The organism is Stenotrophomonas testudinis, assembly GCF_024499815.1.
Taxonomy (GTDB): domain Bacteria; phylum Pseudomonadota; class Gammaproteobacteria; order Xanthomonadales; family Xanthomonadaceae; genus Stenotrophomonas.
Map to the genome: position 1 here is coordinate 89,881 of NZ_JAMOKY010000010.1, position 23,136 is coordinate 113,016.

Consider the following 23,136-nt stretch of genomic DNA (forward strand, 5'->3'; position numbering starts at 1 on the left):
GTCAGAAGTCATTGGAGAACGCCAGATCGATCTTCAAGGGAACACGCAGCACCTCGACCTTGGTCTGCGCGTCACGCGCGACAAGGAAGTAGTCCTTCTGCCGATCGTAGTTGCCGGAACGGATCGTCAGGATGATCGACCTAACGCGCTCCCCCAGCACGCCAGAGGTGCTGTCGAAGGTCAGCACCTGTTCGTCGCTCACCGGGGTCTCACCATCGAGCAACGAAATCCGCACGGTCCGCGGCAACACACGGCTGGAAGTGGGCTCCGTCTGGATCAGCTCGAAGCGCTGGGTATTGGTCACCACCTTGTTGGAGAAGCCCATCAGGCTGATCTCCACTGGATGGGTACGCGCTTTGTGGGAGTCGGACACGCGTACGGTCAGGAGTGGCACGATCACCTCCTGCGGCATCGCCGAACCATGTACGAAGCGGGCGCCGCCGGCAAAGTGGAAGCGCATGGCACCCTTGGGCAGCCAGAAGTCCACACTGCCTTCGCCGCCCAGCGTTCCCGCCGTCAGTGTCGTGTTGCCTTGCCAGACCTTATCGCTAACCGGCAAATCGCGCCCTATCAAATAGCGTTTCTTGGCCTTGAGTGTCCCGGCAGGCTTCTCCGGCAATGCGGCACGGCTGGCGTCATCCAGTGGCGACTCCTGATAGAGGAATCCGTGATCGGCCGTCACCAGCACGATCGAACCATTGAGGTTGTTGATGATGTGCGAAATGACACCACTCAGCTCTTTCAGCGTCCTGGCCACAGCGTCGAATGTCTGGCCCTCGGAGCCTTGCTTGTCACCCAGCATGTCGATCAGGTCGTGGTAGACGTAGATCACCCGGTGCTCACCGACCAACTCACGCCCCTTCGCCTTGCCCAACCCCAGCAAGTCATCCGCCTTCACCGCGATACCGTCATAGCGGCCCAGCTGTGCGTTGCGACTCTCCAGCGTCGCGGTCGATTGGCCATCGACCAGAACATCAAGGCTGTCGCCAGCCTTGTAGGCGATGCTCTGGTGCGGAAGCAACGCCGCCATGCCGAGCGCCGTGTAGCTGGGCAGCACGCTCAGCATTGCATCGAGCTTGGCCGTGAAACGGTTCTTGGCGTTGATCTCGCGAACAAGGGCCTCGCCGGCTTCGTAGCGGAATGCATCGGAGATCAGCACGAAAACGCGCTTGGTCGGGCCAGCACTGAGTGCCGCGACTACATGGTTATCGAAGAAATCCTGCTGCGGCGTAGTACCTGGCACGCGCCAGGCGGCCAACAAACCACCTTCGCCAGCCAGCACGCCAGCCCAGGCCGATGACAGGACCGGAATGAACCAACCGGAATAGGCATCTTCGATGGCACCGCGTAGTTCGTGCAGCACGCCCCAACCCATCGGCTCCACTTTGTCAGCCGCAAAATGGAAGCAGCGATACCACTGGTCAAAGCGATACAACTCGTCCCGATACGCCTGCACGGCCGTAGCCGCCTCGGCAAAGCTGAAGCCGGCAGCATGACGCTCCTTCAGAGCTAAGAACTCGGCTGCTGCCTCGATTGCGTCATAGCAAGCAGACAGGGCGCGGATCTCATCGCTTGCGTCGCTGATCACCGCATTACTCCAGTGACCATCACGACGGCGCGCGGTGACCGCCTGCACGTCGCCCAGCGACGCACCCCCCAGCTGCATTACCCTGGTCTTCAAGTCATAGATGATCTGACGTTCGACCGCAGCGAAGGTCATGCACTCCAGCAAATCCTCCGCGTGCCAGCCGGAAATCAGCTCGCCCAGCTTGAGCATCTGCGCCACGGCGGCGGACAGATCCGCGTAGGCCGCATGGCTGTGCAGATCGCTGCGCCACCGCGCGGCCAGGATCGTCGCGTTATTTGCCAGCTGCGGATTCTCCAACAGCAGATGGCGCAAGGCTTGTGGCACCTCGGCGCTGATAGCGCGGGCGAAGTCGGTGACCAGAATACGCAGCCACAAATCGGCAAGGGTCGGCTCGTCACTTTCATAGCCGAACGTGCGCTGCATCAGTGTCCAGAACGCCGGCTCCAGGCCGTAGCCCTGCAAATCAGTCCAAGGCTTGGCCGGCTCGCCGATACGGGGCTGACCCTCTACCCAAAGCCCCAGCAACAGCTGATGCGCAATGGATAGCGGCTCGGACTCGTCGCTGCGCAACAGCACGGCCATCATCTTGCGGTCGAGCTCCACCTCCCCGTCACCGGACTCGATCAGGCGCTTGAGTTTGCCGCGCCGCGCTTCTGCGCCGAGGAACTTGCTGCGCGAGCGGATATACGGCGCCAGCGTCAGCGAGGTCAGGCCAAGGTCGTCGATCAGCAGCGTGGTCAGATCGGCGCGGAACGACTTGGCGCGCAGGCGTACATCCAGCAGCCAATCGACGGCGGGATCGGGCTCCGGGTAGGTGCTGTACAGCAAGAATTGGGAAGCGGGCTGCTGCTCCAGTTGCCGTTTGACCGCCAGCACAGGCGTTTGATCCAGCCGCACGATCGCGATGTCGCTGCCAAGCTCCAGCGATTCGAGCGTGATGGCAAACTGTGAATCCGTGTCGTGCCAAAACACCACGCGCTCAGTCGTAAACAGAGCGCGCAGCGATTCGACCACGCGGCGTTCATTCACGTCCATGCATCACCTCGCCTTGCGCCGTCTTGAGCCAGGACGTCACGACGGGAGTGAGCCCGGCGGCAATCATTCGTCATCGCTCTTTCCGCCCGTGACTGCCTTGACATCGGCCAGCAGGTCGCCGAATTTGCCATAATTCACCTTCACTCCATCGTCCAGATCCAGCGTGATGCGCTGGTCGGCGTAGTGGCGCAGCTGCTCGTCATAGGCCAGCAGCTCCAGGTGTTGCTTGCGCAGCTTTTCAAGCTGCTTGGTTAGCTTGTTGCGTTGCGCGGTGGAGCTGGACGCAGCGACATCCTGCTCCAGCTCTTCGATCTTGGTCTGCATCTTGCCGGTCAGCGGCACCACGTATTCGGCGCGCAGACGCGATAGGGTGCCGGCGTTGTAACGATGCAGATAGACCAGCGCCTGAAACGCCCCCTGCTTACCGCTGGAGAACAACCAGTAAATCGGACGCTTCTTGTAGGTCTGCAGGTGATCCTTGAAGAACTTGTCCGCTAGGTAGCGGCGAATCGTCTGTTCCGGCGATTCGCTGGCCTTGAGGCCCAGATTCTCCGCCAGGAAAGCCATGTTCTGATCCAGCGAGTCCTTGTCCCATACGGCGAGCAGAAGTTCGCGCACGCGCAGCGCGGCATCATCCTCGAACCACAGCTCTTCAGTGACCGGCACGATGCCGTCGACGTCGGCAGGAAACTTCGTATAGCGCGAGGCGTCGAAGCCGACGTTGCCGCTGTTGGCGTAGATCAGACCCGGCCCGTCCAGGCTGTAGCGCCCCATCATGCAGCCGATAGCGTAGGAGACTAGCTCCTGCATAGTGTTTTCACGGAAACGGGTCCACAGCTGCTCGTCCATGAGCTTGCCGCCGTAACGGTAGGCGGGGTTCACCGTAAGGGTGATCTGCTCGATGGAGACGTCAGGGGTTAGTTCGTCCTGCAAGCCGTATGCTTCGATGAACAGGCGGTTGTTCTCCTCTTCGAGGCGCTTCATCTCAGCGATAGTGTCGCGGTTCTGGGTGATCCAGGCCGTGTAGCTAGATTCGAGGGTGCGCGCGGGCTCGAAGGAGGCCGTCAGCATGGGAATGGATTCGAAATCCCAAGACTCCTCGAACGAATCCCAATCCTTCCGGTGACTTTTAACTAGCCGAGTGACTGAATCATCGACCTCGCGCCTAAGCAAGAGAGCTTTAGGAACCGGCATAATCTTCAGAGCCCCTGGTCCAAAGTCTTTGGGTGAGAGAATCCGTAGAAACGGACCTATAGCGTCGGAATGCAAAAGCCCCAAGGTCAACGGTAAGTTTTTCGGAGAATCCGCAAAGAACATCGAGTTCTTTTGGTCGAAGATGAATCCGCTATCGACGCTCCGAGCTGAGAAGCGTTTAGCAATATTGTTGTAGGCAATTCCAGGTCTAAAGTAGTGATCCGCATTACGAACGGTGGCACTTGGATGGCTGCGAATCTCTTTGCCGGCATCCTCCCAGTCGACCACGCACAACTGATTTCCATACCACTTGCGGTAGTCACTTCCCTTCACATAGGGAAACCACCTTTTCCCCGAGGTATAGGCTGCGTCGTGATCTCCGTGACCGAACGCGATTGAATGAAACGGCAGCTCGAACCAGTACCTAATAAACCGGGGATTATCTCCAGTCTGAAGACCTGTAAAAGCCTCCGCGATTTCTTTCAGTGGAACTGAGTCTGCAAACACAGCGAGGACGGGGGGGCTTGCTCTATACGCCGTAAAGACTCCCCGAGGAACGTCAGCGAAAGCCGAGATTGCAACGATAGACCTTCCATCGCCACTCATAAGTTTCTGCTCTTTCGCGCCAGAGCTTTTTTCATCGACTAAATCAACGAAGGTGCATTCATAGCTGCTCGTGGTACCAACGGACGCGACGAATGATGCAACTTGAACCACCTCCCCCGTGATCTCTGGAAAGGCATAAGGGCCAAGGTGGCACATTGAAACAAAGGTCCCTTGCTCGGCGAATTTCTGTCTTGTCCCTTGGAAGTCTTCACCGGACAACCAGCTATCCATGCAGATCATGGCGACGTGATGACCTCCCTTGCAGAGGGCAATGGTGCGCTCTATGAACATGGCATAGAGGTCAGCTTGGCCGCTCTCGTAATGCGTAGATGCGAATCTTTTCAGGAGCGGGTTGAGATACTTCCGCCCCATGTACGGCGGGTTCGCCACTACCGCGTCGTACTGCGCCACCAGTAATTCTGCCTGCCTCACCAAAGGCCGCAGGCGCTCGAGCTCGTTCGCCATAAATATGTCGTGACTGGTCGTCTCACTTAGCCGCTTGAGCGCCGACAGCTTAGCTACCTGCCCCGCAGGCACCTGAATCAACGAGCCAAATGTCGTGGCGTTGTCAAACAACTTTTTCAACCCCATGAGATCGTCGGTAGTCAGCCCATGGTCGGCCAAATTCGCAGCTTGTGCGAGCAGAACCGCATCAAACCCCGTGCTATCCACCAGAGCCATCACATTGAGCTTCACCCCTCTTTCGAACAGTTGCCGGTCATCTGCCCGCGCCTTCATCATCAACGCAAAGCTTGTAAGCTGGGCTGCCCGCTCGTCGATGTCCAGACCAAACAGGTTCTTCTCCAGGATCAATTTAGCCACATCGCGCTGGCGATAGCCCCGCTCCAGGTAGATCGCCTTGAACAGATCGTAGGCCTCGACGAGGATGTGCCCTGAACCGCTCGCGGGGTCGATCAGCGTCAATTCTTCAGGGTTGAGCGAGGCTGGCGTGATCGCCGCAAGCTGGGCATTGACCTCGTCGGTCTGCTCGGCCGGCTCGATGTAGTACGCCATCTGCGCTTTGAGCGGCGAGCCCGGATAGGTCGCCAGCCACTGCGCGCCCAGCGAGTTCTGCACCATGTACTTCACGATCCAGTTTGGCGTGAACAACTGGGTCGCCGCCGGAATATCTTCGGACTTCACCACCTTGCCGATGACCTGGTCTTTCTTCTCCGAGATATAGAACTGGTAGAGCCAGCCGATGATCTCGATCTGCTGCCAGTCCGCTTCCGGAATGGACTGCACCAGTTTGGCCACCACCGAATCGGTGAGCAGCAGGTTCTCCGGCAACAGCAGCTCGGTCTCATCACCCAACTGCTCGAACAGGAACGGCATGGCCTGATGCAGCGCATTGCACTGGGCGATCAGGATCAACCGGTACAGCTCGGGATCCTGATTGGCCAACTTCAGCTGGCGCACCGTGTCGGCGGACAAGCCCGGCAGCGCGTTTGACTCAAGCAGATCCAGCGCGTGCGCCAGCACTTCGGGCAAGCCACCCTGCGGGTTCGACAACACACGCCGGCCGTGGCCGAGGTAGTCGTGTACTTCCATGTAGCGCAGCGCGGCCAGCCGGTTGAACCAGGCGTATGCGACGGCTTCGACCGTGTGGCCAAAGCCCTGCAGCTTCATCCGCGCGATGAGCTTGGTGCGCTGCTCGTTGACCTTCACCGGCCACGGGCGGCCAGCGATCATTACGATGTCGTTCTTGACCTCGGCCTCGGTGATCTGGAGCGCGCCTTTGGCCTCGCTCAGTCCCAGCAGGTTCGCCCGGGCCGTCACCGCCGCGATGAAATCCTTGCGCGCCTGCGGCGCGTAGCTCTTGAGATTGACTGTGTTCATTGCTTACTGGATCCGGATACGTTTGCCGGACTTGAGCACGGCGATGAAGTGGGCTTTGAGATCAGCGAGGTAGGTTTCGACCTCAGCTTCGGTTTCCAGATACGTACTGGTGGCCAAGTCGGCCGGGCGGATCGTCTGGGAGATTTTCGGTGCTGCTGCAGCGGCCGCCGATGCTGAAGCAGTGGTAGAACTCGATGTTGTTTGAGCCGCGCCGCTAGCTGTAGCCGCCTTACTGGCGGCTTGTGCCGCCGCGTGTGCCTTCAACAAGGCTTCACGGATCAGATCCATGGCATCTTCAAGCTTGTCGCCGGCGCCGTTAGCGAGAAACTGGATCTCCGGAATGCTGACCGCGCCGGCAATCTTCAGCTTCAGCTGTTGTAGAGGATGCAATGCGGCATTGCTGAGATCAGCATGCGCGGCCGCCTGCACCAACGCCTTGCTGGCCTCGTCGATGCGCTGTTCGACGATGCGCAGCGCCGCTTCGCGCTGGGCCTGCACCAAAGCCTGGTTGCTCGCTTCCAACGTGGCCAGCAGCGGTTCGATCCGGCTGATGCTGGCGTACGGGGCCGGCTCCTCACGGATGCGCTGCAGATCCTTCAGCGCGACGCTGGCCTTAGGGTCGGTAGCCAGCACGTCCCGGTTCGGCTCGAAACGGTTGAGCGTGGCCAGAAAGCGCTGCCAGGTCGCCAACTGGTTGGTGTAGAAGCCGCGGACATCGTTGAGATCCTCACCGGCATCCAGCCATTCATCGCGCGACTTATTCAGCGCCTCGATGAACTCGAACGGATCGCGGATGGCGAGCTGTCGCTCACAGCGCACTAGCAAGGCGTCGATAACTGCCTTGCCGGGATAGTGCAAATGCCCGGCGGTGAGCTGCCAGCGTTTCAGATCTTCCTTCCACTCGACCAGCTTGCTGCGGAAATCGGTGACAACGCCATCTTCCTCTTTGCGTGGCAAGGAGGAGAACAGCTGCCGGTACAGATCGGACGCGCGCGCGATGCTGCCGGCATCGGCGGTCTTGCGCTTGAGAATCGAGATCTGCTTATGCTGCACCGCCTTGGTTAGCGGATCGAACGCGCTACGCGGTTCCAGATCCGAGCCGCCCATCGTGAGCTTGATTTCGCCGGCCATGAACAAGCGAGTGATCAGCAGCACCACTTCCCACTCTGGCTTCCAGCCATAGGGAATGTCGGTGAAGCGATCGACCACATCAGACAGCAGTACGCGATTCTGCGAAGCGGCGAGCTGCAGGTATTGGCGAACCTCATCAATGGCCTGCGGGTTGCCGTCCTCGCCGCCCAGCGCCAGCTCCTGTTGTCCAACGTTATCGGCGCTGAGCAGGACGCGAATCTCGGCAATGGTATCGGGCTTGCGGATCTTCAGGTACGGCAGCTTGTTATAGGTATTGGTGATCAGGTAATTGATCAGCTCGTCCAGCAGTGCGGGTGCCGTGGCCGTCTTGGAACGCACCTGCTGGCCTTTGGCGTAGCAATCGCCCTGCACAATCAGGTCGCCAATTTGGGCAACCAGGCGCTGCCGGCGTTCGCGATTCTCGTCTTTGCGCTCAAGCAAAATCTTGCGCAAGGACGGCGATGCCGCGCTGGCCTTGGGGCTGTCGACGTATTTCTCGATCTGACGGTACAAGGTCAGTTCGATATCCAGACGAGTTCCCTCGCCCATGCGGATCAGCGCTTTGCCGTTGCCTTCGGCGCTGAGCATGACGCAGCGGTCAGACTTGAGGCTTTCGTAGTCGTCACCCAGCGGCGAACGGATATCCAGGCTGAGCGAGTGGTTGGCCTGCCGATATGGCGCACCGTCGAGCAACCGGTTGAATTCGTAGTCGGCCTTGGTATCGCGATGGCGCACTTTGGTTTGTTGGCTGAGGATTTCATCAAAGACGATCTCGGCCAGCAGCTTGGACTTCTCCGCGGCAGACACGTCGACATGGCCAATCTCGCGGGCGATGTCGCGCTCTTCATTGGTGAGGAAGAACCACAGATCCCCATTGCGATTGACCAGCCGCTGCTGTTCCAGGCGCTCCAGACTTTGCTGGATCTGCCGCTTGAGCTGAAGCTTGTCCGCATCGATCTGATCGAGGCAAAGCGCCGCCAGGTTGTCGATGGTGGGCTTGATCACCTCAGCAATATGGCGGATCAGGAACAGCACCTTCAGCAGGCGGATGTCCTGCTTTTCGAGGGCGGGATTCTGTTCGGCTTGGTCGATGGCACGCTTTACCGTGGTATCGAGGAAGCTCTCGATTGAGGGATAGAAGTCGTACAGCGGCACCAGCGACTGGATGCTGCGATCGGCATTGATCTTGGCAGCTGACTGGAATGCGTCCAGCAGGGAACGCTCGCCGCGTGAAAGGTGCTGGCCGGTGGCGCCGACCTTGCGGATCGCCTCGAAGATTTTCTGCAGCAGCTCAAACTGATATGGGGCGAACGGATAGTTGGCCACGTAACTGACAGAATCGGCGTAGCCACGCAGGGTCACAGCGTTGCCGTTGAACGATATCTGGTTGTTGATGATGTCGCCCTGCTGCTCGAACACGTCGCGCAGCGCCTCATGGGCAGCCCCGGTCTTCGCCAGCAGGCGTACGCCGATCACTTCGTCCGTGTTGGAACTGGCCAGCGACAGGCGCGTATGGAAACGGCCCTGAATCTTGGAGAAGTCCTGGGAACGGGCCTTATTCGCTTCGCCGATGGCCGCTTCGATGTCTTCCTGACTGGTGACGATGACCCAGGCGCGACCTTTGCATTGGGTGCCGAGCTGCTCAGCGATGGTCTGCAGATTGAGCATCAATTGCGTGTTATTACCGATGAACTGGCCGACCTCATCGACCAGGAAGATGATGCGATGGTCCTTGCCCTTGGTATTGAGGTACTCGCCCAAGAGTTTGGCGAAGTTCTCGATGTTGATCTTGTAGCTGTCGCGGGATTCATCGAACCAGCGCTGGGCGGACTCCACCGACATCTTCAATGCAATGGCCAAGGCCTGGGCGATCTCGTCGCGCAGGAAGTCGAACGCGTCGCGCTCAGCTGTCCACGAGCCACCATGGATGCGCGCGAATTCCTGCTGGAACGTCTCGTAGGCGCCCTTGCTGACGAGATAGCGCTCCATCTCGGCGATATGCGGCGCATCGCCTGAGAAGCCGAGCTTCTCGTTGAATACGCGCAGGAACACCTGCAGAACCACATCGCGATCGGACTTGCTGTCCGCCTTAGCATCGATGTTGAACAGGATGACATCGGCGCTGCCGCGGGTGGCGCGCTGGATGTCCGCGAGCAACAAAGGGTCCTTGACCTTGTTTTCGTCGAAGAACTCAGCCGCACGCTTGGTGTTGCCAGAGAACGGGTCGACCGCTTCCTGGTTTTCCAGAAGGTACGACAGGATCTTAATGAAGTGCGATTTACCGGAGCCGAAGAAGCCCGATACCCACACGCCCATACGATCGGTGATCACCGAATTGTTCGGATTGTCGCCGGCCGCTAGGTACGCGTCGAAGAAGCGACGAAAGTAGTCGGCCAGCTGCTTGGTGACCACGTATTCGTCCAGCTCCTGCCAGATGCTTTCGACATCACGCTGGTCAGCCTTGATAACGCCGTTGATCGGGCGGTCGATCGGCTTGCGGAAAAGCTCCCTGATTTTCATGTTCTTAGTCATTCCCTGTGAATCATTCCGCGAGCCGGAAGGCTCGGTAGTAGTGGTCATCGGCCAAGGTGTTGAACAGGCGCAGCGAGAAGCCGTCGTAGCGGCCTGGATAGAACATCACCACCGGCGTGTGGTCCATGATCGGCTGCAAGGCGGTCAGCAATGTGTGCGAGCGCAGCATCGGATACGCTGCCCCTACGCCGGTCAGCAGCAGCATGTCTATTTGGTCGAAGTCGATCTTGCTGGCGATGCGCTGGGCCAGCTTGTCTTCTTTGAGCACGGGTCTGAGCGCAGCGAGAGCGGCGTCATTGCCCTTGTCGGCCTGGATGGCCAGGACGCGGTCATAGAGCTTGCGGTCTTCTAGCAGGTCGACGATGAGATCGAAGAGGTTGACGACCACGGGGCGCAAGACCGGTTGCTGCCGGGCCAGACCGGGCAACAGGATTTCGGCGATAAAGTCACGCATCTCCATTTCCTGCTCAGGCAGGTAGTCAAAGACCCAGAAACCGATCTCGTTGCCCAACCCTTTATTGGCAAGGAAGTCGGCGGAACTGAGCTTGGGCAGGATGCGATTGAGGCGCTCGCGAAATTTTTCGCTCATACACGAAGCTCCATCATCTGAACGAGCTGTCCTTCCCCGGCAGCCAGCAAGGACCGCCGCACCACCGGGTGGAGGTGCGGAGGTAGCAGTCGAAGGGATCTAGTACTTTCCAGGTACCGGGCCTCGGCTAGGATCCGAATAATTACCTGCAGCAGCTTCTTCCGCGTCGAATTGCTCCACGTGGCAACGGCAGGATCGCGCGCTGCGCAATCGTGCAGGAAGGACTCCCAGACGGTGACCGAAAGAGAGTGTTCCAAGCGTCGGACGTGATCAGCCACGACTTCACGCAGGAAGTCCTTGAAGAGCTCGCTGTGCTTGAGCGCCGCAGCAAACAACAGCTGAGTCGCCATCTCATTGTCCCCATCCCTGATAACACTCCAGACCGACGCATCGATGGACTCCAGTCGAAGACGGATCAACCGCGCCTGGCGTACCGCCGTGGCCGGCGCCGACTTCTGCAGCACGTTCTCCACACGTAGCGCGTGTTGCCACGCGGCATCGTCGAGCCGCTGAAGCAAAAGCCCGGCAATGATCCGGCTCTCGGGGAGCATCAGGGATCCGGCGGATAGATCGGCTTGGTACTGCTTCAAAGGGTGCGTCCAGTGGTATTCGGTTGGTAACGTCTGCGAGTGGGAAGCGTCGATCAACATGGCTTCAACCCGCCTCCTCGGCGGGCAACAGCCATGGAGCCAGAGCTAATGGATCGGCTACGGCTAACTGATGAAATGACGGAGGAAGTTCTTTGGCGACATCCAATGGATGCCCAGCATGGCGGGCTCCCCCACTTCGCTCCCGGAGATGCAACAACTCCGCGACGCGAAAACCCGCATTGACAATGAATCTCGACTCCCACAAGGCATCCCTTTTCTCTGCATTGGAATCGTAGCTCATTGGCTATGATCCTTGAGCAACCAAAGGCACCCTACGTGTGCATTGCTGTCGCTCTCGCTGGATATCTGCGAAGTCATTGGGCACGCCCAGGCTGATGAGCATGTAGAAACTATCCTTGATAGCGTCCCCGACTACGATCAAAGCGGATCCAACCGAGTCGGATCGGTGCTCGCTGCTCAAAACCATAGGTGGCGAACAATCGACCAGCTTGAAGGCGACCAATGGGGCCACGCCCGAACTTATCAATTATCAATGACTGGGAACGTCCGATGACATCCGGGGCCAGCCCACCTGAAACGGCATACCCGATGGCATACCCGAATGCTCTGAAATGAAAAAAGCCCCTGAAAATCAGGGGCTTAGTTCATGCGTCTGGCGGAGAGGGGGGGATTCGAACCCCCGAGGCGCTATAAACGCCTGCCTGATTTCGAGTCAGGTACATTCAACCGCTCTGCCACCTCTCCAGGTGTTCCCCGGCGAACCGGGGACGCGCATCATACGAGGAAGCGCGGCAGACCACAAGCCATTGCGCCTCATCATGTAAAAAATTTCTGACTGAACGCCTTGCCGGATGTCCGCTTGGCCGTGATGATGCCGTTCTCCCCGGCACTACCCCGCCCAGCAACCACCATGATCGAATTCGGACACCTCACCCACCCTGGCCTGCGCCGCGAGCTCAACGAGGACACCTACTACGGTGACAGCGAGCTGGCCCTGTGGCTGGTGGCCGACGGCATGGGCGGGCACGCCTGCGGCGAGGTGGCCAGTGCCCTGGCACGCGAGACCATCGTCCGCGAGATCCGCCGTGGCGCCCCGCTGGCCCACGCCATCCGCACCGCCGACGAGGAGATCATCCGTGCCTCGCGGCGGCGCAACGACACCCTGCCGATGGGCACCACCGTGGTCGCCGCACGCGTGCAGGGCAACCGCTATGAAGTGGCCTGGGTCGGCGACAGCCGCGCCTACATGTGGCGCGACGGCCAGCTGGCCCAGCTCAGCCAGGACCACAGCGTGGTGCAGGAACTGGTCGCGCAGGGCAACCTGACCGCCGAACAGGCGCGTGCCCACCCGCACCGCAACGTGGTGACCCAGGCACTGGGCGTGACCGACCCGAACCATCTGAACGTGGCCACCACCAGCGGCGAACTGCGCCCGGGCATGCAGCTGCTGCTGTGCAGTGACGGCCTGACCGAGGAGGTCGACGACCGCGACATCGCCCGCACCCTCGCCTACGACGACGCCAGCGCGCAGGAATGCGTGGACAGCCTGGTCGCCTCGGCATTGGACGGCGGGGGGGCCGACAACATCACCGTGATTCTGGTGCGCTGCCATTAACCCGTAGATCCACGCCATGCGTGGATGACGCATCGTGGATGCCGGCCAGCGGCCGGCACTACCACCGCGCTTACGCGCTCGCGACCTCTTCCACCTTCGGGCCATCCCACAAGGCGTGGCCGGCCTTCTTGCGCAGGCGCTCCAGCCGCGCGGTGTGCGCCTCCAGCTCCGACGCCGTGGCCACCACGCGCGGGCGCGGCAGCAGCTTGCTGGTGTCGAAGGCCAGCAGCGCGGCGCCATCGGCCCCGCTGTCGTCTTCCAGGCCGAAGCCGATCTCTTCCTGTCCCGAGGTCAGCGCGATGTAGACATCGCCCAGGATCTGCGCATCGAGCAGGCCGCCATGAAGCGCACGGTGCGAGTTGTCCACGCCCAGGCGCCGGCACAGGGCATCCAGCGAGTTGCGCTGGCCGGGGAAGCGCTCGCGCGCCATCGCCAGTGTATCGATCACCGTGCAGCGGTCGGTGATCTTGCCGAACTGCGGCCCCAGCAGGGACAGCTCGTAATCGAGGAAGCCCAGATCGAACGCCGCGTTGTGGATGATCAGCTCGGCGCCGTCGATGAACGCCAGGAACTCCTCGGCGATCTGCGCGAAGTCCGGCTTGTCGGCCAGGAAGTCCAGGCTCAGGCCGGTGACTTCCTGCGCACCCTGCTCGAAGTCGACGTCGGGCTTGATGTACTGGTGGTAGTTGTTGCCGGTCGGGCGGCGCTTGAACAGCTCCACGCAGCCGATTTCAACGATGCGGTTGCCCTTCTTCCATTCCAGGCCGGTGGTTTCGGTATCGAGGATGATCTGACGCATGGGCTCAGTTTACCGGGCTGCCGTCGCGGATCTGGATCGCGGCATTGCGCGCCAGGGTGTCGACCCGCTCGTTGTCGGGGTCACCGGAGTGGCCCTTCACCCAGCGCCAGTCGATCTGGTGCCGCAGCGTGGCCGCATGCAGGCGCTCCCACAGCTCTCGGTTCTTCACCGGGTCGCCGCCCGCGGTCTTCCAGTTCTTGCGGATCCACCCGGCCATCCACTGGGTCAGCCCCTGCCGCACATACTGCGAATCGGTATAGAGCACGATCTCGCAGGCTTCGGTGAGGCTTTCCAACGCGGAAATGGCGGCCATCAGCTCCATCCGGTTGTTGGTGGTATGCGCTTCGCCGCCACTCAATTCGCGCTCGTGGCCCTTGTAGCGCAGCAGTGCGGCCCAGCCACCCGGGCCGGGATTGCCGAGGCAGGAACCGTCGGTGTGGATTTCGATGGTTTTCAATACAACTCCAGATCAGGTGGCAACGGTGCCCAACCAGCGCACCGGCAGCGGGGTCGGCCCAGACAGGGCCAGCGTACGTTTTTCGGCATGGAACAGGCAGGCCGCGCGCAGTGGCGCCCAGCCCGCCCCACGGCGGCTGCCGGCGCCTTGCCACAGCGGCCCCAGGTAGCGGGTGTCGTCGCATTCCAGCCCATGCCGAGCCAGCAGCTGGCGCAGCCGCTGCGGCGTGCGCACCACCAGACCATGGTGTCGCCAGCGGGTGCGGAAGGGGCTGAACGGGTTGAGGCTGCTCAGCCACAACTGGCCGCCGGGCATCAGCACGCGCGAGCACTCGTCCAGCAGGTAATCAGCATCGGCGGCGGTGACATGCTGCAGCACGATGGCGTTGACGCTTTCATTGGCCAGCGGCAGCGGCAGCGCGCAGCGGGTATCACCGGCATAGCCGGCGCCCTCGCGGTACAGCCGCAGGCCGCGGCCGCCCAGCTGCGCATCCTCCATCCAGGAGGCCGTGGGTGCGATCCACAGCCAAGGCTGGGACGGCAGGCCGGCCAGCCGTGGCAGCAGCAGCTGGCGCTCAAGCAGGCGCAGGGCTGCCGCCGGCTCGCTGTCGAACCACGGCACCAGGCTCGCTTGACGGTGGCTCTGCAGCAGGGGCATGGTCCAATTCTATGCGACTGACTGCCCTGACCGCATTTGCGGACAACTACATCTGGATGCTGATCGCCGACGATGGCGCCGCCGTGGTCGTCGACCCCGGCGATGCCGCGCCGGTGCTGGCGCTGGCCGATCAAGGCCTGCGCGTGGACACCATCCTGCTGACCCACCACCACGACGACCACATCGGCGGCGTGCCCGCGCTGCAGGCGCGTTTTCCCAGCGCGCGGGTGATCGCGCCGGTCGACGAGCGCATCCCGACCGCCACCGAACGGGTGGGCGAAGGTGAACGCGTTCAGGCACTGGGCCGGATGTTCCACGTACTATCCGTGCCCGGGCATACCCGCAGCCACATCGCGTTTCACACTGCTGAACATCTTTTCAGCGGAGATTCGTTGTTCAGCCTGGGCTGTGGGCGCCTGTTCGAAGGTACGCCGTCCCAGCTGCTGGCGTCGATGCGCAAGCTGGGTACCTTGCCTGTGCAACTGCTGCTTTGTTGCGCCCATGAGTACACCGTGTCAAATGCCGTCTTCGCGCGGCATGTCGACCCCGCCAACGCTGCCCTGTGGCAGCGCCAAGAGGAGGCTTTGGCCATGCGCCGCGATGACCGTTCCACCCTGCCGGTAACCCTGGCCAACGAGCTGGACTGCAATCCGTTCCTGCGTGTGCACAGCGCGCCGATCCGCGCGGCGGTATCAGCGCACTTGGGGCGCGATGTCGTGGACGATGTCGACGTCATGGCCGGTCTCCGGCACTGGAAAGACGGCTTCCGCGCATGACGCGCCGAAGTCTGCCGCTGGCCCTGGGCCTTGTCCTGGGGTTGGCCGGAAACGCGGGCGCGCAGTCGCTGGGCGCCGGCATCAGCCAGAACCTGACCGCCGCCTCGGCCGTGCCGATGGACCCGGCCCTGTTGCCGGCCGCCTCGGTCCGCAATGGCCAGGAGATCTTCGCCAGCTTCCGCGAGGGCCTGGCTGAACCGACCTGCGACGCCGAGGCCACCAGCCCGCGCTGGCAGAAGCAGTTCGCCCATGCTCCCTCGCGCCTGGCCAACCAGGATGACGACGCGCTGGTGCTGTTCGGCTACGTGGTCGAAGAACTGCGCAAGGCCAGCCTGCCCACCGAATTCGCGCTCATCCCGTTCGTGGAGAGCGGCTACCGCCCCAACGCCCGCAACGGCAGCGGTCCTACCGGCCTGTGGCAGTTCATCGCCACCACCGCGCGCAACCACCGCGTGCCGATGGCCAACGGCTACGACGGCCGCCTGTCGGCCGTGGATTCCACCCAGGCCGCAGTGCGCTACCTGAAGACCCTGCACGGCATGTTCGGCGGTGACTGGCGCCTGGCCACCATGGCCTACAACGCCGGCGAGTACCGCGTGCTGCAGTCGATGCGCAAGGCGGGGATGAACGCGCAGAACGCCAAGCCGGCGGCCCTGCCCGGCCTGTCGCCGGTCACCCATGCCTACGTCGAGAAGCTGCATGCCCTGGCCTGTGTGCTGGAGGATGCCGAAGACGAACCCGGCGTGATGGCCTCGCTGGACCGCACCGTGCCCGTACTGAAGGGCCACACCCTGCCAGCGGGCACCAGCGTGCAGCAGTGGGCGGCGCAGCGTGCGCTGGACCCGAACCGCATTGCCCGCCTGAACCCGGCCCTGGCCGGCAGCAGCCGCCCCTCAGGCACCACCCGCGTGCTGGCTCCGGTGGCCGCCGCCCCTGCCCCGGTTGACGATGTCGCCACGGTTGCGACCGCAGCGACCGCCGTGGCCCCCAGCGCAAGCCTGCAGCCGGCCCCACAGGTCGCCAGGACCGTGGCCAGCGCGGCCGACCGCCCGCGCAATCGCCGCCACACCGTGCGCAACGGTGAATCGGCCTGGACCATCGCCCGCCGCTACGGCATGCCGGTGAAGGCCCTGCTCTCGTTGAACGGCCTGAGCGGCAGCAGCGTGCTGAAGCCCGGCGCCGTCCTGCGCATCGAAGACTGACAGCCGCAACCGGCTCTTTGTAAAGGTCGAGCTTGCTCGACCGCTCTTCTGCTCTTCCGCCCTTTGTAGAGTCGAGCCATGCTCGACTGCTTCTGCCCGTCCAGTCGAGCATGGCTCGACTCTACCTACAGCGGACGCGCCAACAAAAAAGGCCCGGCATTGCCGGGCCCTCTTCGTCCTGCTCGCCTGGCGGCTTACAGGTTCGCTTCGGTGGTCTGCACCACGAACTTCTTGCGCATCGCGTCGATGTAGGCCTTGGCTGCCGCCATGCCGTCGATCTGGCTCAGCTGGTCCTTCAGCTGCTTCTGCTGTTCCGGCGTCACTTCCTTGATGTTACCCGGGGTGACCTTGTTCACCACGAACACCAGCGCGTGGCCGTTGACGTCGACCTTGCCGTAGCTCGGCTTGCCTTCGGCCGGCACCGGCGCACTGAAGATGGCGCGGTTGATTTCCGGGGTCGGCACCGGCTGGCTGCGCGGCAGGCCCGGCATCGGGCTGACCTGCAGCTTGTCGCTGGCCACCAGCGACTGCAGGCTGGCACCGCCCTTCAGCTTGGCCATCACGGCGTCAGCCGCCTTGTCGCTTGCCTGGCGCTGGCGGTCGGCACGGATCGCGGCGATGACCTGCTCACGGGCCTTGTCCAGCGGCAGTGCCTGTTCCGGGGTATGCGCGGCCACGCGGATCACGACACTGTGGTTGGTGCTGCCGCCCAGGGCGATCGGATCGCTGGCGGTACCGTCCTGCACCATCACGTCGGAGAACGCTGCGCGCAGCACGGCCGGATCAGCGGCGATACCGCTGGCGGTGGCACGGGTGATCGGGCCCAGGGTCTGCACCGGCAGGTCGACCGACTTGGCTGCAGCAACGAGGTCGCTCGGGCTCTTGTTGATGGCATCGACCAGACGGCCGGCCAGATCGTTGAAGCCACGCTCGCCGTCGGCCTTCAGCTGCTCGGCGGCCAGCACGTCACGCACTTCCTCGAACGACTTGCCTTCGCCGCCGCGCACGGCCGCGACCTTGATGATGTGGTAACCAAAGTCGGTCTTGACCGGACCGATCACGTCACCAGCCTTGGCAGCAAACAGTGCGTCCTCGAACGGCTTCACCATCGCGCCACGCTCGACCCAGCCCAGGTCACCGCCCTGGTCCTTGGAACCCGGGTCTTCCGAGTTGGCCTTGGCCAGCGCGGCGAAGTCGGCACCGGCGGCCTTGGCTTCGGTGGCCAGCTTGGCGGCCTTGGCTTCGGCACCGTCGCCGGTGATCAGGATGTGCGAGGCCTGGCGCTGTTCCGGGGTCGCGAACTTTGCCCTCTCTTCTTCATAGCGCTTGCGCAGGGTGGCCTCGTCGGCCGGCACCGGCGCCGGCAGGTTGGCACCGTTGAGCTCGACGTATTCCAGCGAGACCGATTCGGCCTGGCGGAAATCCTTGCCGTGGCTGTCGTACCACTGCTTGATCTGCGCGTCGGTGACCGGCGCAGTATCGGCCGGCACTTCCGGCAGCGCGACCAGCTCGACGTCACGGGTCTCGCCCAGCAGCTTCAGCAGGCGCTCGGTCTCGGCCTGGGTGACGAAGCCCGAGTTCTGCAGGCCGGCCGGGATCACCGACTGCTGCAGGCTGGCACGCACTTCTTCCTGGAACTGCGACGGGGTACGCGGCGGATTGCCACCGCCCAGTGCCAGCCGGTAGTTGTTCTCGTTGAACTTGCCATCGCTGCCGAGGAAGGCCGGGATGGTCATTATGTAGTCGCGCACGGCGCCGTCACCGACGACCACGCCGGCCTGTTCGCCCACCAGGCGCACGACCTGTTCGTCGATCAGCTGGTCGAGCACGGCCAGCTTGTTCTCGGTGCTCTCGAACGCGCGCGGGTCGAAGTTCTCGCCCTGCTGCTGGCGCTCACGCATGCGCTCCTGCTCGAAGCGGGTGCGGAAATCCTGCGCGCTGATCTCATGGTGCTGCCACAGCATGCGCACCGGCCACCACGACGGCGCCGAGCGCCACCAGGTCGGCGGTGCCGAAACCTTGGCTACGTTCTGTGCGCCGACACCACCGAGGTAGCTGTTGTCGATCACGAACAGGAACGGAATCATCAGCAGCCCCAGGATCACGGTGACGATCCAGCCTGAGGTCTTGTCGCGGAGTTTCTGCAGCATGGTGAGGAATCACATGGCCTGATTGGCGAGCCCGGCAGTGTAACCCGCTTCGCGGCCCGCACCAAAAACGGCGCGGAGGCAGGCGGGACAAGGATCTGCACCGCATGCGCAGCCGCCACGCCCATGCCAGCGCTGGGCGCAGACGCGGCAGCAGGCGCATACTGGCCGGTCAGATGGGCGGCATGCCCCGGCTGCGGCGCGTCACAGGCACAAGGAGGACCCCGTCCATGCGCATCCTGGTCACCGGCGCCTCCGGCTTCGTGGGGGGTGCCCTGCTGCGCCGCCTTGCCGACGTGCCCGGCGTGCAGGCCTTCGGTGTCGCCCGCCGCCCGTTGCCCCTCCCCAATTACGCCGCGCGCGACCTGTCGCAGCCGTTCGAGCTGCCGTTCCGGCCCGACGTGGTGGTGCATGCCGCCGCCCGCGTCGCCCCGTGGGGCAGCCCGGCGCAGTTCCGCCAGCAGAACGTGGACACCACCGCGCAGGTGATCGAGTTCTGCCGACGCAACGGCCATCCGCGCCTGCTGCTGGTGTCCAGCACCGCCGTGTTCTACCGCGAGGCACACCAGCATGACCTGGACGAGGACAGCCCGATCGGTCCCGCTTTCCTGAATGAATACGCGCGCAGCAAGGCCGAGGCCGAGCGCCTTCTGAGCCGCTACGACGGCCCGACCTGCATCCTGCGACCGCGAGCCGTGTTCGGCCCCGGTGACACCGTGCTGCTGCCGCGCCTGCTGGCGGCCGCGCGCCGCGGTGGCGTGCCGCTGCTGGTCAGCCCCGGTGGCCCGCCGAAGATCGACCTGATCCACATCGACACGTTGGTGGAGTACCTGCTGCGCGCCGCCCAAGCCCCGCAGCTCGGCCCGGCCTACAACCTGACCAATGCCACCCCGGTGGACCTGCACGCCCTGGTGCAGCGTTTGCTGGCCGCCCTGCAGCTGCCAGCCCCACGCCGCCGCGTGCCGACCGGGCTGGCCCTGCGCGCAGCCAGCGTGATCGAAGCCGGCTGGCGTGTCCTGCGCCTGCGCAGCGAACCACCAGTCACCCGCTTCGGCGTGGCCGCCTTCGCCTATTCAAAAACCTTCAATCCGCGGCGCATGCTGGCCGACCTGGGGCCACCACAGATCTCGCTGGAGAACGGTATCGAGCGCTTCATCACCGAGCAGCGTGCGCAATGGGCAGCCTGAGCGTGAACGGGATTGCCCTGGCCAGCCTGCTGCTGGCGGCCCTGTACCTGCTGCTGATGGGCCTGAAGGCTGCCGGCGCCCTGCGCATCCTCGGCCAGCATCCGCCCCGGCCGCATGCGCCCGCGGGCCATGACGGCCGCGGCGTGGCCATCCTGCAGCCCATCCTCGGCGGCGACCCGCTGCTGGCGCAGGTGCTGCAGCACAACCTGCAGGCGCTACCCGGCGCGCATTTCCACTGGCTGCTGGACGAGGCCGACGCCATCGGACGCGCCACTGCGGATGCGCTGTACGCGGCACACCGCGGCCACCAGATCACGCGCCTGGTCTACCCGGCCGCGCCGGAAGGGACCAACCCGAAGACCTTCAAGCTGGACGCGGTGCTGCCGCAGGTGCGCGAACCGGTGCTGCTGGTGCTGGACGACGATGCACGCCTGTCGGCCGCAGCGCTGGCGCAGCTGGTCGATGAACTGGGCGCGGCCGACGCCGACCTGGTCACCGCCCTGCCCTGCTACCGCGACGACGGCGCGCGCGGCGCACGCCTGATGGCGCAGTTCGTCAACAATAATGCGGTGCTGACCTACCTCGGCCTGCTGCCGTGGCTGCCGCCGCTGTCGATCAACGGCATGTGCTACGCGCTGCGCAGCGAACGCCTGCGTGACCTGGGCGGGTTCACCCCGCTGCTGCGGATGCTGGCCGACGACCTCGCCCTGGCCCGTGCGCTGCGCCGGCAGGGGGCGCGCCTGTTCCAGTCCACCGCGCCGGTGGACGTGCAGACCCACGTGCCAACGCTGCAGCGCTACCGCCAGCAGATGCACCGCTGGATGCTGTTTGCCGTGCTGCTGCTGCGCGATGAATCACCGCGCCTGCGCCTGTTGATCGGCGTGCTGCATGGATTGCCACCGCTGCTGCTGTGGGCGTTGCTGGTGCTGGCCGTACTACCACCGATCGGGCTGCCGGCGCTCGTTGCCACGCTGGTGCTGGTGCTGCGCACATCCCTGCTGCTGCACCTGCAACGCCAAGCCGGCGGCCACGCCCGACATCGTCCGCTGGCCTCACTGCTGGCCGAACTGCTGCAGCCGCTGCACCTGCTGCATGCGGTCTGCGTGCGGCGCATCCGCTGGCGCACGCGGCTGTACCAGGTGCACGCCAATGATGATTTCCAGGGCGGCTGAGCCGATGCCCACGGCCGCACCGCAACTGCAGCTGGCCTTCCTCACCGGCCAGAGCGATCCGACGCGCTGTGCGCTGAGCCCGCTCCAGCGCGCATTCGGTGATGCCCTGCTGGCACCCGGCCGGGTGCTGCATCCCTGCAATTTCCCTTACAACGCCGCCACGCCCGATCACCAACCAGCCGCGCTGCTGGCGGCCAGCTGGCACAACAGCCGCCACTACCTGCGCTCGCGCCAGCCGGGTTTCGCCGCAGCGCATGGCCCGGCACTGGCCCAGCTGCTGCACGCCGCACCGCACACCCTGCTGCTGGTGGGCAGCTGCGGGCTGGAACTGCTGGCCAACCTGGCCCTGCCGCCCGCCCTGGCGCAGCGCTGCAGCGTGCTGGCCTACGGGCCGGTCGCACGCCGCGCACCCAAGGTGGCGCACCTGCAGGTACTGGTGGGCCGCCAGGACTGGATCTCGCGGCTGGGCTGGCGCGGTGCACGGCAGTGGGTGGACAGCGGCCACATGGACTATCTGCAGCAGCCGGACGTGCTGGCCATCGCCCGTGCACTGGCCGCGCGCCTGCAGCAGGAGCACGCATGAAGATCGAACTGCTCGCCCCGCCCTACAGCGGCCACCTGCACCCGATCCTCGCCATCGCCCGCCAGCTGCAGCCACAGCACGACGTAACCGTGCTGAGCACGCCCGGCGCACAGGCAGCGATCTCGGCCAGCGGGCTCAACGGTGGCGTGCTGTTGTCGGCAGACCAGGAAGCGGCGCTGTGGCAGATCGCCAACCCGTCCAAGCCGGTCAAGGCCAACCCGCTGCGACTGCACGCGCAGCTGACCCAGGCCCTGCGGCTGATGGAGCAGATGCGGACGGCGCTGCAGCAGCGCTGGCAACACGCCCGCCCGGATCTGGCCATCGTCGATTTCACCCTGCCGCCTGCGGGCCTGCTGGCGGCCGAGCTCGGTATCCGCTGGTGGACCAGCCTGCCCTCGCCCTGCGTGCTGGACTGCGCCGACGGCCCGCCGCCGTATCTGGGCGGCCAGGGCCCGGCGCGCACGCGCTGGCAGGCACTGCAGCACGCCGGCGGCCGGCAGCTGACCCGGCTGTTCAAGCGCGGGGTGCACGCCTGGCAGCGCTCGGCGATGCAGCGGCTGGGCGTGCCGTCGATCTATCGCGCAGATGGCAGCGAACGGGTGTATTCAGATGAATGCATCCTCGCCCTGGGCGTGCCGGAGCTGGAATTCCTGCGCACCTGGCCACGCGCGCTGCAGTTCATCGGGCCGATGCTGCACACCCCGCCCAGCACGCACGCGGCGCCGCCGTTCGTGGATGGCGCCCGGCATCTGCTGGTCACCGCCGGCACCCACCAGGACTGGATCAAGCCACGTCTGGCCGAGGCGGCGGCGGCGCTGGCGGCGCTGCACCCGCAGTGGCAGATCCACGTCAGCGACGGCCACCAGCATGAAATAGGCGATGCATTGCAGCCGCTGCCAAACCTGCACCGGCTGCCGTTCGTCGATTACGCGCGGCACCTGCACCGCTATGACCGCGTGCTGCACCACGGTGGCGCCGGCGTGATGTACCACGCACTGCGCGCCGGCGTGCCATCGCTGGTCCATCCGCTGGATTACGACCAGTTCGACCACGCCGCGCGATTGCAGGAGGCAGGCGCAGGGTTGTGGCTGCGCGATCTGGAGCAGCTGCCTGCGCTGTTCGCGCGTGGGCTGCAGCCCGATGCGTTCCCGGGGCTGGCTGCGCTGCAGGCCTCGGTGCAGCGGCATATGGCGGTGGAGTCGGTGCTCGACCGCGTCGCTTCGCTCAAGCAGCAGCGCCGGGCCACGCCCGGCGGCCAGGGACATGCACAGACCCCGAAAAAGCAAAATGCCCGCAGGTCCAGGACCGACGGGCATCTTCGTTGACACTTCAAACTCTGCTGGCGGAGCGGACGGGACTCGAACCCGCGACCTCCGGCGTGACAGGCCAGCATTCTAACCAGCTGAACTACCGCTC

The 23,136-nt window shown here is 63.8% G+C and carries 17 protein-coding genes and 1 tRNA gene; 7 read left to right on the forward strand and 11 right to left on the reverse strand.

Going from position 1 to position 23,136, the window contains the following annotated elements:
- Position 1: 1 nt before the first annotated feature.
- The 7 genes from pglZ to NQ204_RS08630 form a co-directional block, all read right to left on the reverse strand.
- The gene (gene pglZ / locus NQ204_RS08600; protein WP_256643583.1) at positions 2 to 2,623 is read right to left on the reverse strand and encodes a BREX-1 system phosphatase PglZ type A; all 2,622 of its coding nucleotides are present in this window, start codon (positions 2,621 to 2,623) and stop codon (positions 2 to 4) included.
- Positions 2,624 to 2,686: 63 nt separating this feature from the next.
- Positions 2,687 to 6,262, reverse strand: a complete 3,576-nt coding sequence (gene pglX / locus NQ204_RS08605) for a BREX-1 system adenine-specific DNA-methyltransferase PglX (RefSeq protein WP_256643584.1) — start codon at positions 6,260 to 6,262, stop codon at positions 2,687 to 2,689.
- Positions 6,263 to 6,265: 3 nt separating this feature from the next.
- Entirely contained in the window at positions 6,266 to 9,925 is a 3,660-nt protein-coding gene (gene brxC, locus NQ204_RS08610; protein ID WP_256643585.1) for a BREX system P-loop protein BrxC, read from the reverse strand.
- 10 nt (positions 9,926 to 9,935) lie between these two features.
- Complete coding sequence (locus tag NQ204_RS08615) at positions 9,936 to 10,514, reverse strand: DUF1788 domain-containing protein (RefSeq protein ID WP_256643586.1); 579 nt, start codon at positions 10,512 to 10,514, stop codon at positions 9,936 to 9,938.
- On the reverse strand, positions 10,511 to 11,164 hold the full coding sequence (locus tag NQ204_RS08620; protein WP_256643587.1) for a DUF1819 family protein: 654 nt from the start codon (positions 11,162 to 11,164) through the stop codon (positions 10,511 to 10,513). Before NQ204_RS08620 ends, NQ204_RS08615 begins: the two co-directional genes overlap by 4 nt.
- Positions 11,165 to 11,168: 4 nt before the next feature.
- Positions 11,169 to 11,405, reverse strand: a complete 237-nt coding sequence (locus tag NQ204_RS08625) for a hypothetical protein (RefSeq protein ID WP_256643588.1) — start codon at positions 11,403 to 11,405, stop codon at positions 11,169 to 11,171.
- A 373-nt stretch (positions 11,406 to 11,778) separates the two neighbouring features.
- A tRNA-Ser gene (locus tag NQ204_RS08630) sits at positions 11,779 to 11,869 on the reverse strand.
- Between the two features lie 166 nt (positions 11,870 to 12,035).
- Here NQ204_RS08630 and NQ204_RS08635 point away from each other — a divergent pair.
- A complete protein-coding gene (locus NQ204_RS08635; protein WP_256643589.1) occupies positions 12,036 to 12,740 on the forward strand; it encodes a PP2C family protein-serine/threonine phosphatase in 705 nt (234 codons plus the stop codon).
- A 70-nt stretch (positions 12,741 to 12,810) separates the two neighbouring features.
- Here NQ204_RS08635 and dnaQ read toward each other — a convergent pair whose 3' ends face one another.
- The 3 genes from dnaQ to NQ204_RS08650 are packed head-to-tail and all read right to left on the reverse strand — an operon-like array spanning position 12,811 to position 14,653.
- On the reverse strand, positions 12,811 to 13,539 hold the full coding sequence (gene dnaQ, locus NQ204_RS08640) for a DNA polymerase III subunit epsilon (protein WP_256643590.1): 729 nt from the start codon (positions 13,537 to 13,539) through the stop codon (positions 12,811 to 12,813).
- 4 nt (positions 13,540 to 13,543) lie between these two features.
- Complete coding sequence (gene rnhA, locus NQ204_RS08645; protein WP_108767964.1) at positions 13,544 to 13,996, reverse strand: ribonuclease HI; 453 nt, start codon at positions 13,994 to 13,996, stop codon at positions 13,544 to 13,546.
- A 12-nt stretch (positions 13,997 to 14,008) separates the two neighbouring features.
- On the reverse strand, positions 14,009 to 14,653 hold the full coding sequence (locus NQ204_RS08650) for a class I SAM-dependent methyltransferase (RefSeq protein ID WP_256643591.1): 645 nt from the start codon (positions 14,651 to 14,653) through the stop codon (positions 14,009 to 14,011).
- 11 nt (positions 14,654 to 14,664) lie between these two features.
- Between NQ204_RS08650 and gloB the strand changes: the two genes are divergently transcribed.
- A complete protein-coding gene (gene gloB, locus NQ204_RS08655; RefSeq protein WP_256643592.1) occupies positions 14,665 to 15,429 on the forward strand; it encodes a hydroxyacylglutathione hydrolase in 765 nt (254 codons plus the stop codon).
- Complete coding sequence (locus NQ204_RS08660; RefSeq protein ID WP_256643593.1) at positions 15,426 to 16,631, forward strand: lytic transglycosylase domain-containing protein; 1,206 nt, start codon at positions 15,426 to 15,428, stop codon at positions 16,629 to 16,631. Before gloB ends, NQ204_RS08660 begins: the two co-directional genes overlap by 4 nt.
- 194 nt (positions 16,632 to 16,825) lie before the next feature.
- Here the strand turns inward: NQ204_RS08660 and NQ204_RS08665 are convergent, their stop codons facing one another.
- Entirely contained in the window at positions 16,826 to 18,781 is a 1,956-nt protein-coding gene (locus tag NQ204_RS08665) for a peptidyl-prolyl cis-trans isomerase (protein WP_256643594.1), read from the reverse strand.
- 227 nt (positions 18,782 to 19,008) lie between these two features.
- Between NQ204_RS08665 and NQ204_RS08670 the strand changes: the two genes are divergently transcribed.
- The 4 genes from NQ204_RS08670 to NQ204_RS08685 are packed head-to-tail and all read left to right on the forward strand — an operon-like array spanning position 19,009 to position 23,045.
- Entirely contained in the window at positions 19,009 to 19,965 is a 957-nt protein-coding gene (locus NQ204_RS08670) for an NAD-dependent epimerase/dehydratase family protein (protein ID WP_256643595.1), read from the forward strand.
- Between the two features lie 11 nt (positions 19,966 to 19,976).
- Positions 19,977 to 21,137 (forward strand): glycosyltransferase family 2 protein, encoded by a 1,161-nt coding sequence (locus tag NQ204_RS08675; protein ID WP_488192351.1) that lies wholly within the window; start codon positions 19,977 to 19,979, stop codon positions 21,135 to 21,137.
- Positions 21,115 to 21,720 carry a hypothetical protein gene (locus NQ204_RS08680; RefSeq protein WP_256643597.1) on the forward strand — a complete coding sequence of 202 codons (606 nt, stop codon included), beginning with the start codon at positions 21,115 to 21,117 and terminating at the stop codon, positions 21,718 to 21,720. Before NQ204_RS08675 ends, NQ204_RS08680 begins: the two co-directional genes overlap by 23 nt.
- Complete coding sequence (locus tag NQ204_RS08685; protein ID WP_256643598.1) at positions 21,717 to 23,045, forward strand: glycosyltransferase; 1,329 nt, start codon at positions 21,717 to 21,719, stop codon at positions 23,043 to 23,045. The genes NQ204_RS08680 and NQ204_RS08685 overlap by 4 nt, the downstream gene beginning before the upstream one ends.
- The last annotated feature ends 91 nt before the right edge of the window (positions 23,046 to 23,136 follow it).

What these genes read in the sequence shown, in the direction of transcription:
- pglX (WP_256643584.1), bottom strand. Translation starts at nt 6,262, where the DNA reads ATGAACACAGTCAATCTCAAGAGCTACGCGCCGCAGGCGCGCAAGGAT.
- NQ204_RS08685 (WP_256643598.1), top strand. Translation starts at nt 21,717, where the DNA reads ATGAAGATCGAACTGCTCGCCCCGCCCTACAGCGGCCACCTGCACCCG.
- NQ204_RS08625 (WP_256643588.1), bottom strand. Translation starts at nt 11,405, where the DNA reads ATGAGCTACGATTCCAATGCAGAGAAAAGGGATGCCTTGTGGGAGTCG.
- dnaQ (WP_256643590.1), bottom strand. Translation starts at nt 13,539, where the DNA reads ATGCGTCAGATCATCCTCGATACCGAAACCACCGGCCTGGAATGGAAG.
- brxC (WP_256643585.1), bottom strand. Translation starts at nt 9,925, where the DNA reads ATGACTAAGAACATGAAAATCAGGGAGCTTTTCCGCAAGCCGATCGAC.
- pglZ (WP_256643583.1), bottom strand. Translation starts at nt 2,623, where the DNA reads ATGGACGTGAATGAACGCCGCGTGGTCGAATCGCTGCGCGCTCTGTTT.
- NQ204_RS08635 (WP_256643589.1), top strand. Translation starts at nt 12,036, where the DNA reads ATGATCGAATTCGGACACCTCACCCACCCTGGCCTGCGCCGCGAGCTC.
- gloB (WP_256643592.1), top strand. Translation starts at nt 14,665, where the DNA reads ATGCGACTGACTGCCCTGACCGCATTTGCGGACAACTACATCTGGATG.
- NQ204_RS08680 (WP_256643597.1), top strand. Translation starts at nt 21,115, where the DNA reads ATGATGATTTCCAGGGCGGCTGAGCCGATGCCCACGGCCGCACCGCAA.
- NQ204_RS08660 (WP_256643593.1), top strand. Translation starts at nt 15,426, where the DNA reads ATGACGCGCCGAAGTCTGCCGCTGGCCCTGGGCCTTGTCCTGGGGTTG.
- NQ204_RS08670 (WP_256643595.1), top strand. Translation starts at nt 19,009, where the DNA reads ATGCGCATCCTGGTCACCGGCGCCTCCGGCTTCGTGGGGGGTGCCCTG.
- NQ204_RS08615 (WP_256643586.1), bottom strand. Translation starts at nt 10,514, where the DNA reads ATGAGCGAAAAATTTCGCGAGCGCCTCAATCGCATCCTGCCCAAGCTC.
- NQ204_RS08620 (WP_256643587.1), bottom strand. Translation starts at nt 11,164, where the DNA reads ATGTTGATCGACGCTTCCCACTCGCAGACGTTACCAACCGAATACCAC.
- NQ204_RS08665 (WP_256643594.1), bottom strand. Translation starts at nt 18,781, where the DNA reads ATGCTGCAGAAACTCCGCGACAAGACCTCAGGCTGGATCGTCACCGTG.
- NQ204_RS08650 (WP_256643591.1), bottom strand. Translation starts at nt 14,653, where the DNA reads ATGCCCCTGCTGCAGAGCCACCGTCAAGCGAGCCTGGTGCCGTGGTTC.